The organism is Rhizobium sp. BK377, from assembly GCF_014193935.1.
Taxonomy (GTDB): Bacteria; Pseudomonadota; Alphaproteobacteria; order Rhizobiales; family Rhizobiaceae; genus Rhizobium.
Genome location: NZ_JACIAC010000006.1, coordinates 109,671 through 123,558 on the forward strand (window position 1 = coordinate 109,671; position 13,888 = coordinate 123,558).

General features: G+C 59.6%; 14 protein-coding genes. 7 read left to right on the forward strand and 7 right to left on the reverse strand.

Annotated elements, in window-relative coordinates; translation table 11 throughout:
* Nucleotides 1-63: 63 nt before the first annotated feature.
* From FHT92_RS22315 to FHT92_RS22330, 4 genes are all read left to right on the forward strand, one after another.
* On the forward strand, nt 64-1,068 hold the full coding sequence (locus FHT92_RS22315; RefSeq protein ID WP_183748536.1) for an ABC transporter permease: 1,005 nt from the start codon (nt 64-66) through the stop codon (nt 1,066-1,068).
* A gap of 86 nt (nt 1,069-1,154) precedes the next feature.
* Nucleotides 1,155-2,102: a substrate-binding domain-containing protein gene (locus FHT92_RS22320; protein ID WP_183829415.1), complete on the forward strand. Its 948-nt coding sequence runs from the start codon at nt 1,155-1,157 to the stop codon at nt 2,100-2,102.
* A gap of 249 nt (nt 2,103-2,351) precedes the next feature.
* Nucleotides 2,352-3,407, forward strand: a complete 1,056-nt coding sequence (locus FHT92_RS22325; RefSeq protein WP_007817498.1) for a sugar phosphate isomerase/epimerase family protein — start codon at nt 2,352-2,354, stop codon at nt 3,405-3,407.
* 27 nt (nt 3,408-3,434) lie between these two features.
* A complete protein-coding gene (locus FHT92_RS22330) occupies nt 3,435-4,622 on the forward strand; it encodes a Gfo/Idh/MocA family protein (RefSeq protein ID WP_183829418.1) in 1,188 nt (395 codons plus the stop codon).
* Nucleotides 4,623-4,701: 79 nt separating this feature from the next.
* On the opposite strand, the gene FHT92_RS22335 is transcribed toward FHT92_RS22330, so the two are convergent.
* Nucleotides 4,702-5,106, reverse strand: coding sequence for a DoxX family protein (locus FHT92_RS22335; RefSeq protein WP_183748544.1), 405 nt, complete (start codon nt 5,104-5,106; stop codon nt 4,702-4,704).
* Between the two features lie 243 nt (nt 5,107-5,349).
* Here FHT92_RS22335 and FHT92_RS22340 point away from each other — a divergent pair, with 243 nt between their 5' ends.
* Nucleotides 5,350-6,723 carry a GH1 family beta-glucosidase gene (locus FHT92_RS22340; RefSeq protein WP_183829421.1) on the forward strand — a complete coding sequence of 458 codons (1,374 nt, stop codon included), beginning with the start codon at nt 5,350-5,352 and terminating at the stop codon, nt 6,721-6,723.
* Nucleotides 6,724-6,762: 39 nt separating this feature from the next.
* Here the strand turns inward: FHT92_RS22340 and FHT92_RS22345 are convergent, their stop codons facing one another.
* Both FHT92_RS22345 and FHT92_RS22350 read right to left on the reverse strand, forming a co-directional pair.
* On the reverse strand, nt 6,763-7,227 hold the full coding sequence (locus FHT92_RS22345; protein ID WP_183829424.1) for a hypothetical protein: 465 nt from the start codon (nt 7,225-7,227) through the stop codon (nt 6,763-6,765).
* Entirely contained in the window at nt 7,224-7,694 is a 471-nt protein-coding gene (locus FHT92_RS22350) for a MarR family winged helix-turn-helix transcriptional regulator (protein WP_183748550.1), read from the reverse strand. The genes FHT92_RS22345 and FHT92_RS22350 overlap by 4 nt, the downstream gene beginning before the upstream one ends.
* 195 nt (nt 7,695-7,889) lie before the next feature.
* Here FHT92_RS22350 and FHT92_RS22355 point away from each other — a divergent pair, with 195 nt between their 5' ends.
* Entirely contained in the window at nt 7,890-10,079 is a 2,190-nt protein-coding gene (locus FHT92_RS22355) for an EAL domain-containing protein (RefSeq protein WP_183829427.1), read from the forward strand.
* An 8-nt stretch (nt 10,080-10,087) separates the two neighbouring features.
* Here FHT92_RS22355 and FHT92_RS22360 read toward each other — a convergent pair whose 3' ends face one another.
* The 4 genes from FHT92_RS22360 to FHT92_RS22375 all read right to left on the reverse strand — a co-directional run bounded on the left by FHT92_RS22360 (nt 10,088) and on the right by FHT92_RS22375 (nt 13,017).
* Nucleotides 10,088-11,017, reverse strand: coding sequence for a rhodanese-related sulfurtransferase (locus FHT92_RS22360; RefSeq protein ID WP_183829881.1), 930 nt, complete (start codon nt 11,015-11,017; stop codon nt 10,088-10,090).
* A gap of 72 nt (nt 11,018-11,089) precedes the next feature.
* Nucleotides 11,090-11,566, reverse strand: a complete 477-nt coding sequence (locus FHT92_RS22365; RefSeq protein ID WP_183829430.1) for a VOC family protein — start codon at nt 11,564-11,566, stop codon at nt 11,090-11,092.
* Between the two features lie 76 nt (nt 11,567-11,642).
* Nucleotides 11,643-12,551 carry a CHAD domain-containing protein gene (locus FHT92_RS22370; protein ID WP_183829433.1) on the reverse strand — a complete coding sequence of 303 codons (909 nt, stop codon included), beginning with the start codon at nt 12,549-12,551 and terminating at the stop codon, nt 11,643-11,645.
* On the reverse strand, nt 12,529-13,017 hold the full coding sequence (locus tag FHT92_RS22375) for a CYTH domain-containing protein (protein ID WP_183748560.1): 489 nt from the start codon (nt 13,015-13,017) through the stop codon (nt 12,529-12,531). Before FHT92_RS22375 ends, FHT92_RS22370 begins: the two co-directional genes overlap by 23 nt.
* Nucleotides 13,018-13,169: 152 nt before the next feature.
* Here FHT92_RS22375 and FHT92_RS22380 point away from each other — a divergent pair, with 152 nt between their 5' ends.
* Nucleotides 13,170-13,808, forward strand: a complete 639-nt coding sequence (locus FHT92_RS22380; protein ID WP_183829436.1) for a 2-dehydro-3-deoxy-phosphogluconate aldolase — start codon at nt 13,170-13,172, stop codon at nt 13,806-13,808.
* Nucleotides 13,809-13,888 lie beyond the last annotated feature (80 nt).

The window sequence follows — 13,888 nt, forward strand, 5'->3', positions numbered from 1 at the left end:
GCGGACCGCGCGCGAGACAAACAAGATGCCCAGCAGTCATGGGACGGGAGGTTGGTTTTGGACATGAGTGTTAACGAGGAGACCAGGGAGATCCGGCGCAGATCCTGGCGTGACGTCGATCTGCGCGCGGTTGCCCCCTTCGCCGCACTGGCCTTGCTCCTCATCGTGGGCGCACTGGTCAATCCGAATTTCATCGGCATTACCAATCTTACGAATGTCGCGACGCGCTGCGCCTTCATTGCCATCATCGCCGTCGGTGCGACCTTCGTTATCTCGGCAGGCGACCTCGACCTTTCCGTGGGCTCCATGGTGGCCTTCGTCGCCAGCCTGATGATCCTGCTCATCAATTCCGGCATCATTGCCGATCCGGTGCTGATGCTGACTGCTGCCGTCGTCTTCGCCGTGGTCGCCGGTGCGCTTTGCGGTCTCGCAAACGGCCTCATCACGACGGTCGGCAAGATCGAGCCCTTCATCGCGACGCTCGGGACGATGGGCATTTATCGCGGTCTGACGACGTGGCTGTCGCAGGGCGGAGCAATCACGTTGCGTTCGGCTGATATTCAGACGCTTTATCGGCCAGCCTATTTCGGCAGTATTTTCGGTGTCCCGGTGCCGATCGTCGTTATCCTGGTCGTTACCGCCATTGCCGCTTTCATTCTCTACCGCACGCGCTATGGCCGTCACGTCGTGGCAGTCGGTTCGAACAGCGATGTTGCCCGCTATTCCGGCGTCGCAGTCAATCGGGTGCGCACAATCGCCTTCGTCATTCAGGGACTCTGCGTGGCGATCGCCGTTCTGCTCTATGTGCCGCGTCTCGGCTCGACTTCGGCAACGACGGGCATTCTGTGGGAGCTGCAGGCAATCACGGCTGTCGTTGTCGGCGGCACGGCTCTGAAGGGCGGTGCGGGCCGTGTCTGGGGCACGATCTGCGGCGCCTTCATTCTTGAGCTCGTCGGCAACATCATGCTGCTTTCGAACTTCATCAGCGAATATCTCATTGGTGCGATCCAGGGCGCGATCATCATCATCGCCATGCTGGTGCAGCGGTCGCTGGTGCGCAAATCGTAAGACAGGCCTGCTTCTCGGATTGGCCGGGCTATCCAGGGCACCCGGCCCGGATTGAATAAGTCCCTGATATTTTGGGAGGAAATAGCATGCGCAAACTCATATTGGGGCTGGCGGTTGCGGGGGTGGCTTTTGCCGGCGCAGCCTACGCCCAGGACAAGAATTATACGATCGGCGTGTCCATTCCGGCAGCCGACCATGGCTGGACGTCGGGCGTCGTGTTTCACGCCGAGCGCATTGCCAAGAAGCTGATGGCCGAACATCCGGGCCTGAATGTCATCGTCAAGACCTCGCCGGATGCCGCAACGCAGGCAAACGCCGTGCAGGACCTCGATACGCAGGGCATCGATGCGCTCGTCATCCTGCCGTCGGATCCGGATCCGCTCGTCAACGCCATCAAGGAAGTCAAGGGCAAGGGCAAGTTCGTCGCGCTCGTCGACCGTGCGCCGTCGAACAACGACAATTCCGTGCGTGACCTCTATGTCGCCGGCAACAACCCGGCACTCGGCGAAGTCGCGGGCAAGTACATTGCCGAAAAGACCCCGGAAGCTCAGGTCGTCGTTATTCGAGGTCTGCCGATCCCGATCGATCAGCAGCGCCAGGATGGCTTCGACAAGGGTATTGCCGGCTCCAAGGTCAAGGTTCTCGACCGCCAGTACGGCAACTGGAACCGTGACGATGCCTTCAAGGTCATGCAGGACTATCTGACGAAGTATCCGAAGATCGACGTCGTATGGTGCCAGGACGATGACATGGCCGTTGGCGTTCTCCAGGCCATCGAGCAGGCCAAGCGCACCGACATCCAGTATGTCGTTGCCGGTGCCGGCTCCAAGGACATGGTCAAGAAGGTCATGGATGGCGACAAGCTGATCCCGGTCGACGTTCTCTATCCGCCGGCGATGGTCGGTACGGCCATGGAGCTGACCGCTGCTGCGCTCTACGATCAGGTTCCGGTTCACGGCAACTACATCCTCGACGCCACGCTCGTCACCAAGGATAATGCCAAGAACTTCTACTTCCCGGATTCTCCGTTCTGATATCAGTCTTTCTGCATGCGCCCATTCGAAAGGATGGGCGCATTTTTCATGCCTTCGGATAAGTTGAAGCCAAAATGCGGCACGTACCTCTTGCCGATCAGCGGCGGGCGTGATTAGGTCCAGGCCGCGTTGATTTTGGCCCAACCGCTTAAATCTCTCGCATTGGCGGGGAGGCGCCTTTTCTTTATCGAACGGCGCGCTAAGATTTCTCGAAAACGTTTACGATCGATATTCAGGGAGGAAACTGACATGAAGACGATCAAGGGACCGGGCCTGTTCCTCGGACAGTTCGCTGGCGATACCGCCCCTTTCAATTCATGGGACGCGATCACCAAATGGGCGGCCGATATCGGCTACAAGGGCGTGCAGGTTCCGACCTGGGCAAGCCAGCTCATCGACCTCAAGAAGGCGGCGACATCCAAGGATTACTGCGATGAGTTCGCAGGCAAGGCGCGTGAAAACGGCGTCGAAGTCACCGAACTTTCCACCCATTTGCAGGGCCAGCTCGTTGCCGTCCACCCGGCCTATGACGAAGCCTTCGATGGTTTTGCAGCACCCGAAGTGCGCGGCAACCCGAAGGCGCGTCAGGAATGGGCCGTGCAGCAGGTCAAGTATGCGCTGACGGCTTCCAAGCATCTCGGCCTCAAGGCGCATGCGACCTTCTCGGGCGCGCTTGCCTGGCCCTTCATCTATCCCTGGCCGCAGCGCCCGGCCGGTCTCGTCGAAACCGCTTTTGACGAGCTTGCCCGCCGCTGGAAGCCGATCCTCGACCATGCCGACGAAAACGGCATTGACGTTTGCTACGAAATCCATCCGGGCGAAGACCTGCACGACGGCATCACCTACGAGATGTTCCTGGAGCGCGTCGGCAACCATCCGCGCGCCAACATGCTCTACGACCCCTCGCACTACGTGCTGCAGTGCCTCGACTATCTCGACAACATCGACATCTACAAAGATCGCATCAAGATGTTCCACGTCAAGGATGCGGAGTTCAATCCGACCGGACGTCAGGGCGTCTACGGCGGCTATCAGGGCTGGGTCGAGCGCGCCGGCCGCTTCCGCTCGCTGGGCGACGGTCAGGTCGATTTCGGCGCCGTTTTCTCGAAGATGACCGCCAACAATTTCGACGGCTGGGCCGTAGTCGAGTGGGAATGCGCGCTGAAGCATCCGGAAGACGGTGCGCGTGAAGGCGCTGAATTCGTTGCGGCCCATATCATCCGCGTCACCGAAAAGGCCTTTGACGACTTCGCTGCCGGCGGCACCGATCAGGCGGCCAACCGGCGCATGCTGGGTCTGTCGTAACCTGATCAGGATTTCGAGGAGAATATTATGGCAATCGAAGCATCATCCGAACAGGCCCGTGAGCCGCGCATCCGGCTTGGCATGGTCGGCGGCGGGGCAGGGGCCTTCATCGGTGCAGTCCACCGTATCGCAGCGCGTATCGACGATCAGTACGACCTGATCGCCGGCGCGCTGTCGTCGACGCCGGAAAAGGCTGCCCAGTCCGGTCGCGATCTCGGTCTCGATCCGTCGCGCACCTATTCCAGCTACCGGGAAATGGCGATCCGCGAAGCGAAGCTGAAGAACGGCATCGAAGCCGTTTCGATCGTGACGCCGAACCACGTGCATTATGACGCTGCCAAGGAATTCCTGCGCCGCGGCATCCATGTCATCTGCGACAAGCCGCTGACATCAAACCTTGCCGATGCCAAGAAGCTGAAGAAGGTTGCCGACGAGAGCGGTGCGCTCTTCATCCTGACGCATAATTACACGGGCTATCCGATGGTTCGTCAGGCGCGCGAAATGATCGCCAATGGCGAGCTCGGCGATATCCGTATCGTTCAGGCCGAGTATCCCCAGGACTGGCTGACCGAAGCGATCGAACAGTCCGGCCAGAAGCAGGCCGCATGGCGCACCGACCCGGCGCAGTCGGGTGTCGGCGGCTCGACCGGCGATATCGGCACGCACGCCTATAACCTTGCGTCCTTCATCACGGGTCTCGAACTCGACAGCCTTGCTGCCGATCTCGACAGCTTTGTGCCGGGGCGCCGTCTCGATGACAACGCCCATGTGATGCTGCGCTTCAAGGCCAAGAGTTCGGAAAAGCCCGCCAAGGGCATGCTCTGGTGCAGCCAGGTGGCGCCGGGTCATGAGAACGGCCTCAAGGTGCGCGTTTACGGCACCAAGGGCGGTATCGAATGGGTTCAGGCCGATCCGAACTATCTCTGGTACACGCCGTTCGGTGAATCCAAGCGGCTGATCACCCGCAATGGTGCCGGCTCCGGTGCTGCCGCAGCGCGCGTTTCCCGCGTTCCGTCCGGCCATCCGGAAGGTTATCTCGAAGCTTTCGCGACGATCTATACGGAAGCTGCCCACGCCATCAACGCGCACAAGAAAGGCAAAGCGGTCGACAAGGCTGTGGTTTACCCGACCGTTGATGACGGTGTGAAGGGTGTCGCCTTCGTCGAGGCCTGCGTGGCTTCGTCCAAGCGCAACGGCGCTTGGGTCAAGGTCTGAGTTACGCGCCGATCAAGCCCATATGATCAAAAACGCCGGGACGATTCGATATCGCCCCGGCGTTTTTTATTCGAAGTGATCAGGCAGCAGCGGTGCGGCCGCGCTTTAGCAGATTATCGACGCTGAAGGTGCCCGCGCCGGCGGCGACCAGATAGAGGAAGACGAAGCAGAACAGGATGGCGGCGACACCCCCATTCTGTGCTGGGAAGAAGCTCTTCGATGCGTGACCGATGAAATAGGCGAAGGCCATCAGGCCGGAAAGCACGAAGGCGGCGATACGGGTCTGGAAGCCGATCAGCACCAGAAAGCCGAGTGTGAGTTCGAGGAGGCCGGCAACCCACGAAAGCGATCCGACGGGCGGCACGCTCGCCGCAGCGGGGAAGTGCAGGATCTTCTGCGTTCCGTAGCTGAAAAGCACGAGGGACGAGACGATGCGCAGCAGGCTCAGGAGATGCGGCTGCAGCAGATGGATCGACGAGAGCATTCGTTTCCTTTCATATTGTGATGCTCTTTCCCGCGTAAGGATCACAGTCGCGACAGCAAATCACGACTGCTGACATTGGCGTTATGACCGTTCAGTACAGGGTTCTGCGGCAGGCTCGCGGCTGTTTGGTCATTCTTCCTGCAACGTTGCAGTTTTTCCTTCTGCCGGCCTGTACTTTGCCGGCAGGCTTGGCTAAACCCCGCGTAAACGGTCAGTCCACAACCTGAGAAATGGGATATACAGATGATCGATCCGAAAACGCTTGCCGACCGCTTTCCCGGCGATTTCACGTTTGGTGTTGCCACCGCGGCCTTCCAGATCGAAGGCGCCAGCAAGGCCGATGGCCGCAAGCCGTCCATCTGGGATGCCTTCTGCAACATGCCCGGCCGCGTCCATAACCGCGATAACGGCGATGTTGCCTGCGACCACTACAACCGGCTGGAGCAGGACCTCGATCTTATCAAGGATATGGGCGTCGATGCCTATCGATTCTCGATCGCCTGGCCGCGCATCATCCCCGACGGCACGGGTCCGGTGAATGAGAAAGGCCTCGATTTCTACGACCGGCTCGTCGACGGCTGCAAGGCGCGCGGCATCAAGACCTTCGCGACGCTCTATCACTGGGATCTGCCGCTGCTCCTTGCCGGCGACGGCGGCTGGACGGCGCGTTCGACACCCTATGCCTATCAGCGCTATGCCAAGACGGTCATGAGCCGACTCGGCGACCGTCTCGACAGCGTCGCCACTTTCAACGAGCCGTGGTGCATCGTGTGGCTCAGCCACCTCTATGGCATTCATGCGCCGGGCGAGCGCAACATGCAGGCAGCCCTGCACGCCATGCATTACATGAACCTGGCGCATGGTCTCGGTGTCGAAGCGATCCGTTCGGAAGCGCCAAATGTGCCTGTTGGTCTGGTACTCAACGCTTCCTCGATCATCCCGGGCTCCGATAGTGCTGCCGATCTTGCCGCCGGCGAACGTGCCCATCAATTCCACAACGGCGCCTTCTTCGATCCGGTTTTCAAGGGCGAGTACCCGAAGGAATTCGTCGAGGCGCTCGGCGACCGCATGCCCGTTATCGAGGACGGCGATCTCAAGATCATCAGCCAGAAGCTCGATTGGTGGGGTCTCAATTATTACAAGCCGGAGCGCGTTACAGACGATGCCAGCCGCAAGGGCGATTTTCCCTGGACGGTGGAAGCACCTCCGGCCAGCGACGTGAAGACCGATATCGGCTGGGAAGTCTATTCGCCGGGCCTTAAGCTGCTCGTCGAGGATCTCTACCGCCGCTACGACCTTCCGGAATGCTACATCACCGAGAATGGCGCCTGCGACAATACTGATGTCGCCAACGGCGAGGTCAATGACGTGATGCGCCTGGACTATGTCAGCGACCATCTCAATGTCGTCGCAGACCTGATCAAGGACGGATATCCGATACGCGGTTACTTTGCCTGGAGCCTGATGGACAATTTCGAATGGGCGGAAGGTTATCGCATGCGTTTTGGCCTCGTTCATGTCGATTATGGAACGCAGGTTCGTACGGTCAAGAAGAGTGGCAGGTGGTATCGGGAGCTCGCCAGCCAGTTCCCGAAGGGCAACCACAAGGCCGTCTGAGGCTAAGCATTTTCAGCAGGGCATTGATGCCCTGCCGGTTCAGATTGCGTTCGACGTTTTTGCCGCTACGAGACGTTTTCCTCTCGTCAGTTTCCGCCCGTCGCGGAAATTGAGGGCAAGCAGCGTCAACTGAGTGAGGCCGGCCAGCAGTTCAAGGGTCTGCATGGCGTAGAAAACACCGTCAAGCAGACCTTCATCCGCGCGACGGTAGAGCAGGATTGCCAGGGGCAAGAGGACCAGCAGCCCGTTTGCGGCAATGATCTTCATCCGCCAGCGCTTCTTGTCGATAGCCGGCGAATGGCGACCACGGGCGAGCGAAAAGCCGTTGGCGCCAGTGATTGCGAGCGCTGGGATCAACAGACAGAGACCGACAAGGATTGCTTTCTTGACGGCAAGAATTGCGGTCGTATCCAGAAGAAGCTCGGAAGTCAGCGTTGCGGTCAGAAAACCGGCAATCAGGATCATGGCAATTGTGCCCGCGCAGGCATGAACGAAGGTTTTCATTTCCGTTCCTCGCTTTCCGTGGCGTCCAGCGCCAGCCGTTGGTCGAACCTGCCCAGAAGATCGAGTGCCGCCTGTAATTCCGGTGCGTTTAGTCCGCTGGCCAGCGCATTGGCCCAGCCGGTATGAAGCGCTGATATCCTCGCGTAACTCTCAGCGCCCTGCGGCGTCAGCACATAGAAGGGCGAGCGCTGATGGCGCGGGTTGGGCCGCCTTTCGACGAAGCCGTCTTCCTCCAGCTTGTTTACCTGCTTTTGGGCTCCCTGACGGGTCATGCCCATCATCTCCGCAATGGCGGGAACCGCGACATGACCGGAAGACAGCGAGATCGCTCCGAGCACCTGCCAGCGGGCGCTCGTGAGGTTCAGCGGTGCGCCGAGCCGGTCGCCACCGTCCAACAGTCGTCCGTTGATGCGGAAGATCATCAGCATGATGTCCGTCAGCAGGTCTGCTTCGATCGTCCGCTTCAAGATGTGCCGTTCTCCACAGGTATTATGGAAACTAGTTACCATTATTGGAAACTAGTTGTCAATCTGCGAAAACATGCGGCATTCGGGTAAATCCTGAGCCGGATTCTCGATTGTTCTCATGATTTTAAGCGTTTCTTGACCCTTGACTGCGAAGATCTCTGGAACTGGGAGTTGTGTGCGTTGCCGGCAGTCTTGATGTCAAAAAACAATGGATCGGGTTTAGGCCGCCATACCACGGTTACTGGCGTGCTTTTTTCCTTCGCGGTCATTGTTGCTGTTGTCACCATCATGGTTTTGACGGCGCTGGAACGCGTCTCCGAAAATGCCAATGTGCTCGACGACGAGCGTTCGCGCGAAACCACCGTCGGCGCACTTAAGACCTTCGAAGATCAGCTTGCCGCGACGCTTGACGATTATGCCGCCTGGGATGATGCCGCTGCCAATGTCTACGCACCGGAGGGCATGGCGTGGACAATCAGCAATTACGGCGAGATGTCCCTCAACAGCCCTCTCTTCGACATGGCTATCGTCATTGATGACCAGAAGAAAACCGTCATGGCCTATCAGGACGGTTTGCCAATGCAGATGCCGGTAGATGATTTCTTCTCCCCCTCGCTTTGGCGGCTTCTGGACCAGGTTCGCGCACCTGACGCCGCGGAGAAGCCGCAGGCCACCGGTTTCATCAAGACCGCCAGGGGCATTGCCGCTGTCGGTATCGCGCTTGTGCGAGAGAAGTCGGGTGAGCTTGATATGCCCGAGGGTCAGCATCGCTATCTGGTTTTCGCCCGGCATCTCGACGAGGACAAGATCTCCGCTCTCGGCACGACTTACGTCCTGAATGCGTTACGACTGGTGCCTGCGGATTTTGCCGCGGCCTATTCGGTGGAAATTGCAGACCCTGCTCACACGGTTCTCGGCAAGCTTGTCTGGGAGTCGCGTTCGCCCGGCGATATCGGTTACGCGCAGGTGAGGCCCATGGTCATCCAGGCGCTTGGTCTTGTCGGCCTGTTCTTCGTCGTCCTCCTCATTATCGGTTGGATGGCCGGCCGGCGGCTGAAGGCGGAGGAAAACAGCGCGCGTGAAGAAGCACTTCGAGATCGCCTGAGCGGCCTTTCCAACCGCGACGGCCTGGGGCTTGCCGTCGACCGCTTCGTTGCGGAAGCGCGGCAGACGAAACGGAACGTCCTGCTGCTCTATCTCGATCTCGACGGCTTCAAGGAAGTCAACGACAGCTATGGGCACGGCACCGGCGACCAACTGATCCGCGCTGTTGCGGCGGGACTGGACGTATTGATCCCTGATGATGCCGTGCTGGCGCGCATCGGCGGTGATGAATTTGCAATTGCTTTCCTTTCGGACGCGGAGAATGCGGCTGCATTGCAGCTTGCGGAGCAGATCCTCGATTTCCTTGCCGAGCCACTCGAAGTCGGCCGTCGTGTCGTCGTGGTCGGCGCCAGCATCGGCATCGCCGTGTCGTCGCTCGGTTCGATCGACCGGGAGGAATTGGTACGCCGCGCCGACCTTGCCATGTACAAGGCGAAGGAAGCCGGCCGCGCCCGTATGACGCTCTATGATCCGGCGATGGATACCGATCGCGCGCAGCGCAACGCGCTGGAGCTCGATCTGCGCATGGCGATCGAAAGCGGCGATTTGACGCTTGCCTACCAGCCGCTCGTCGATGCTTCAACGCATGAGATGAACGGCGTAGAGGCCCTGGTGCGCTGGAACCGGCCGGGCCATGGTCCGGTTTCGCCTGAAATTTTCATTCCAATCGCGGAGACCAGCGGCCTCATCGAATCCCTCGGGCTTTTCGTGCTGCGCAAGGCCTGCGAAACGGCAAAGCAGTGGCCGGAGCTGAAGATCTCGGTCAATGTTTCACCGGGCCAGTTCCGCAATCCGGCCTTCACCGATTATGTTCGCTACGTGCTGAAGCAGACGGAGATCGAGGCGAGCCGCGTCACGCTGGAAATCACCGAAGGCTACATGATCCAGAATCCGCAGCGCACGCGCCTATCGATCGAGCGACTGAAGTCGCTCGGCGTCAAGGTGGCGCTCGACGACTTCGGCTCCGGCTTTTCTTCGATTGGCTACCTGCGGCAGTTCGGCTTCGATCGCATCAAGATCGACCGCTCGCTCGTGACCGACATTATCGGCGACAGCCGGCAGCGGGAAATGCTGCAGGCGACGGTCGCACTTGCCCGTGCATTGGATATCCCTGTCACTGCGGAGGGCATCGAGACCGAAGAGCAGGCGGTCGCGCTTCGCCTCTTTGGCTGCGACAGCCTGCAGGGCTATTTCTTTGGCAAACCGATGACTGCTGACCACATCAATGACCGATTGCAGGAGCGCCGCGAAGCCCGGGTCCTGCGCCGGATCGTCGGCTAGACGTCGCCTTATGTACCTATGTGCTTCTGGCCGCGCTTCTTGGCGAGCGCGATCTGGTGCTGGCGCTGACGATAGCGCAGGCGATCTTCTTCGCTGCGCGTATGGTAGCAATTGCTGCAGGAAACGCCTTCTTCGTAATAGGGCGAGGTGACTTCTTCTGCCGTGATCGGATTGCGGCAGGCGTGGCAGAGCTTGTGCTCGCCCTCCTTCAGGCCATGCTCGACGGAAACGCGTTCGTCGAAAACGAAGCAGGCGCCGTCCCACAGGCTTTCTTCCCGCGGCACTTCCTCAAGATATTTCAGGATGCCACCTCTGAGGTGATAGACCTCATCGAAGCCCTGTTCCTTCATGAATGCTGTCGCCTTCTCGCAGCGGATGCCGCCGGTGCAGTACATGGCGATCTTCGGCTTGTTGTGCAGGCCAGGATTGTTGCGCACCCAGTCCGGGAACTCGCGGAAGGTCTTGGTCTTGGGGTCAACCGCGCCGCGGAAGATGCCGATTGCCGTCTCGTAGTCGTTGCGGGTGTCGATGACGATCGTATCGGGATCAGAGATCAACGCATTCCAATCAACAGGATCGACATACGTTCCGACCACGTTGTTGGGGTCGATATTCTCGACGCCCATGGTGACGATTTCCTTCTTAAGCTTCACCTTCATGCGCAGGAACGGCATCTTGGATGCGCGGCTTTCCTTATGTTCCAGCGCCGCGAATTCCGGCTGGGTCCGCAGGAAGGCGAGCACGCTCCGGATGCCGGCATCCGGCCCTGCAATCGTGCCGTTGATACCTTCATGGGCGAGGAGCAGCGTACCCTTTACGCCATTCTCTTCGCAGAGCGCTTGCAAGGGCTGCTGTAAGCTTTCGTAACGCGGTAGCGAAACGAAATGGTAAAGTGCTGCCACGAGGTACGGGCTTGTCTGGATCGCATTGTCGGTCATGCGCGTGGAAATACAGAATATGCTGGGCCTGCGCAATGACATTACGCAAGTCAGGCGCCGTATGAACTCGCCTTACCGAAGCGCTTTCCATTCCGCGTAGGACCGCATGCCGAAAGCGGCATCCGGCTCTTCGTCGAGCACGCTCAGGAATTCGATCGAATGCCCGTCGGGGTCGTTGAAATAGAGCGAGAGCGCAGGCACCCAGCCGATGACGATCGGTTCGGTGATCGGCTCGCCGTGAAAGCCGTGCAGCTTCAGGCCCTTATGGATCAGCAGCGCCGGCGCGTGCATTATTTCTTTCTGCGACATGCGGAAAGCCATGTGCAGACGCATCTTCAAGGGGCCGGTGCCGGTTTCCCAGAGGCCGAGCATGGCGTTCTTCTTGCCGTTCACCCAGAAGAAGGCAATGCGGCGTTCGGGAAATTCGGCGGCGAGTTCCAGGCCGAGAATATCGCGGTAGAAAGGTACGGAGGTCTTCAGATCAGCGACGGTGAGATGGGTTTCGTAGATGCCCTGAATCTGGGGCGTCGTGGCATTGTCTGCAGACATATTTTCCTCGATCGGTTCATTGACCAGGGCCGAGGCTAGGACCTCAAGCAAAGTTGAGGTCAATAGGTCAAATACGTCAATTGCGGATGGACACCCAGAGCAGTTCCAGACGCTGTGCCTCGTCGTCAGGACTATCGCCATAGAGCGTTTCGGCTCTGCGCAATGCTTCGCGCCGATCCTCCTGCTGGCGGAAGATGATAGCATCCAGCAGATGGGCGAGGTCGTCGCTGCGGGTGAAGAGCTGCGGCTCTGCCTCCACCAGACCTGAAAGCACGGCGAGATCGTTGATGTGGCCGAGACGTTCGACAAGGTCCTTGGCGAAGTCGCGCTTGGCCTTCATGGCGCTTGGCCAGACATCGCGCAGAAGCGCGTGATAGAGGCGATAATCGTAGGTGCGCTTGCGCAGCTCATGAAAATCTCCTGCAGCCGGGTTTTCGTGGCAGGCATCGAGCGCTTTCCTGGCGCGCGATGCCGTCCTGCGCCAGCTTTTTGCAAGCATACGGGCATTCTTGCGGTGGCTTTTGTCGAAGCCGACATCGTCGAGCGCTGCAATTGCTTCCCGCAGCGTGCCGGCGGTATCGTGCAGCCGTTGCTCGAGGCCGCTTTCGGCTTCCGCCATCCAATCGCGACGCGCTTCCAGAATGGAAACAATGCGGCTGAGCGCCTCTGCCTCTTCCGTGTTACGAGCGTTCTCCTTCAGGTAGCGGCCGGTACCGACGATTGCTGCGGCATCGCGAATGGCCGAGAGCGATTTTGCCGCGTCCCTAAGCCGCCCGTTCTCTCGCTTCTGAAAATCCGGTACTTCGCGGGACACGAGGCGATAGAGCGAACGCAGCCGCTTCATATTCTTGCGGAAAGCGTGGATCGCCTCATGGGCGCCTTCGGGCCGCTCCTCCAGAACGGAAATGGCGCGCGAAAGTTGCTCCTCGGCCGCGCTTCGGAACTCATCGGTAAAGTCGGCCTCAGGCCGTATGCGATAGCCCATGCCTATCGTGCTCGAATTCTGTGGCAAGTGCCTGATTGGAATAGCGGAAATCGCCGGTGACCTCGCGGCCGAGCCAGGTGGGAAGCGGAGGATTATCAGTTTCGGCCCGCATCTCGACTTCGGCGATGACGAGGCCGCGATGGGCGCCGGCAAAGACATCGACCTCCCAGACGAAACCTTCATAGGGGACGCGGTAGCGCGTCTTTTCGATGATGACACCGATAGCGTTTTCCAAAAGCTCCTCGGCGTCGGAGACGGGGATCTCATACTCGAATTCATCGCGGGTGAGGGTGCCGCGGCCGATTTTCATCGTCAACCGCGCGGTCTTCTCGTCAAGGATGCGAACCCGCACGGAGCGGTCTTCCATCGAGGCGATATAGCCTTGTTTCAGGACCGATTTGGACTCTGCGGCAGAGCGCCATGCTTCACCGCGCACGAGGAACTTCCGTTCGATCTCTTTCGCCATGCAAATGAACCTTTTGTGACGATCGGTGGCACGCTACCCCAATTTCCAGTGATTTAATACCCGTCTTGTCGTAGGGGCTGGTTTTATCTCGACAAGCCTCCGTGAGGGCGCTATTCGAAAGCCGATTTCAATCGTTTAAGGGAACCGTGGCCATGGGCGAGAAGACAGAAAGACTCCTTTCCATCCTGAAACTCCAGCCCGTTGTTCCAGTCCTGATCGTTGAGGACGCGAAATCGGCCGTCCTGCTCGCGAAAGCGCTCGTTGCCGGCGGTCTGAGAGCCATCGAGATCACCATGCGCACGCCGGCCGCTCTCGATGCGGTGCGCGCGGTCGCCGCGGAAGTGGAAGGCGCGGAAGTCGGCGCTGGCACGATCCTCAATGCCGCACACTGGGAGGCAGCCGTACAGGCAGGCTCCAAGTTCATCGTCAGCCCAGGCACGACCCAGGAGCTTCTGGATGCCGCAGCCGATTCACCGGTGCCGTTGCTGCCGGGCGCTGCGACAGCAAGCGAAGTGATGGCTTTGCGCGAAGAAGGCTATCAGGTGCTGAAGTTCTTCCCGGCCGAGCAGGCCGGCGGTGCTGCCTATCTGAAGGCGCTGTCGTCGCCGCTCGCCGGCACGTTCTTTTGCCCGACAGGCGGCATCTCGCTGAAGAATGCCAACGACTATCTGGCACTGCCGAACGTCATCTGCGTCGGCGGTTCGTGGGTCGCGCCGAAGGAGTTGGTTGCTGCGGGTGACTGGGCAGGTATCACCAAGCTCGCCTCCGAAGCTTTCGCGCTAAAGAGCTGAGTCTTCGACGCTTGCCGGCTTCGCAGCCCAATGAATGACCAAGGTAGTCGCGCCGCCCTCGTTTGTATTTCGACAGTCGC

Coding starts and splice junctions, on each gene's coding strand:
- FHT92_RS22315 (WP_183748536.1), top strand. CDS start 64: ATGAGTGTTAACGAGGAGACCAGGGAGATCCGGCGCAGATCCTGGCGT.
- FHT92_RS22320 (WP_183829415.1), top strand. CDS start 1,155: ATGCGCAAACTCATATTGGGGCTGGCGGTTGCGGGGGTGGCTTTTGCC.
- FHT92_RS22325 (WP_007817498.1), top strand. CDS start 2,352: ATGAAGACGATCAAGGGACCGGGCCTGTTCCTCGGACAGTTCGCTGGC.
- FHT92_RS22330 (WP_183829418.1), top strand. CDS start 3,435: ATGGCAATCGAAGCATCATCCGAACAGGCCCGTGAGCCGCGCATCCGG.
- FHT92_RS22335 (WP_183748544.1), bottom strand. CDS start 5,106: ATGCTCTCGTCGATCCATCTGCTGCAGCCGCATCTCCTGAGCCTGCTG.
- FHT92_RS22340 (WP_183829421.1), top strand. CDS start 5,350: ATGATCGATCCGAAAACGCTTGCCGACCGCTTTCCCGGCGATTTCACG.
- FHT92_RS22345 (WP_183829424.1), bottom strand. CDS start 7,227: ATGAAAACCTTCGTTCATGCCTGCGCGGGCACAATTGCCATGATCCTG.
- FHT92_RS22355 (WP_183829427.1), top strand. CDS start 7,890: ATGTCAAAAAACAATGGATCGGGTTTAGGCCGCCATACCACGGTTACT.
- FHT92_RS22360 (WP_183829881.1), bottom strand. CDS start 11,017: ATGACCGACAATGCGATCCAGACAAGCCCGTACCTCGTGGCAGCACTT.
- FHT92_RS22365 (WP_183829430.1), bottom strand. CDS start 11,566: ATGTCTGCAGACAATGCCACGACGCCCCAGATTCAGGGCATCTACGAA.
- FHT92_RS22370 (WP_183829433.1), bottom strand. CDS start 12,551: ATGGGCTATCGCATACGGCCTGAGGCCGACTTTACCGATGAGTTCCGA.
- FHT92_RS22375 (WP_183748560.1), bottom strand. CDS start 13,017: ATGGCGAAAGAGATCGAACGGAAGTTCCTCGTGCGCGGTGAAGCATGG.
- FHT92_RS22380 (WP_183829436.1), top strand. CDS start 13,170: ATGGGCGAGAAGACAGAAAGACTCCTTTCCATCCTGAAACTCCAGCCC.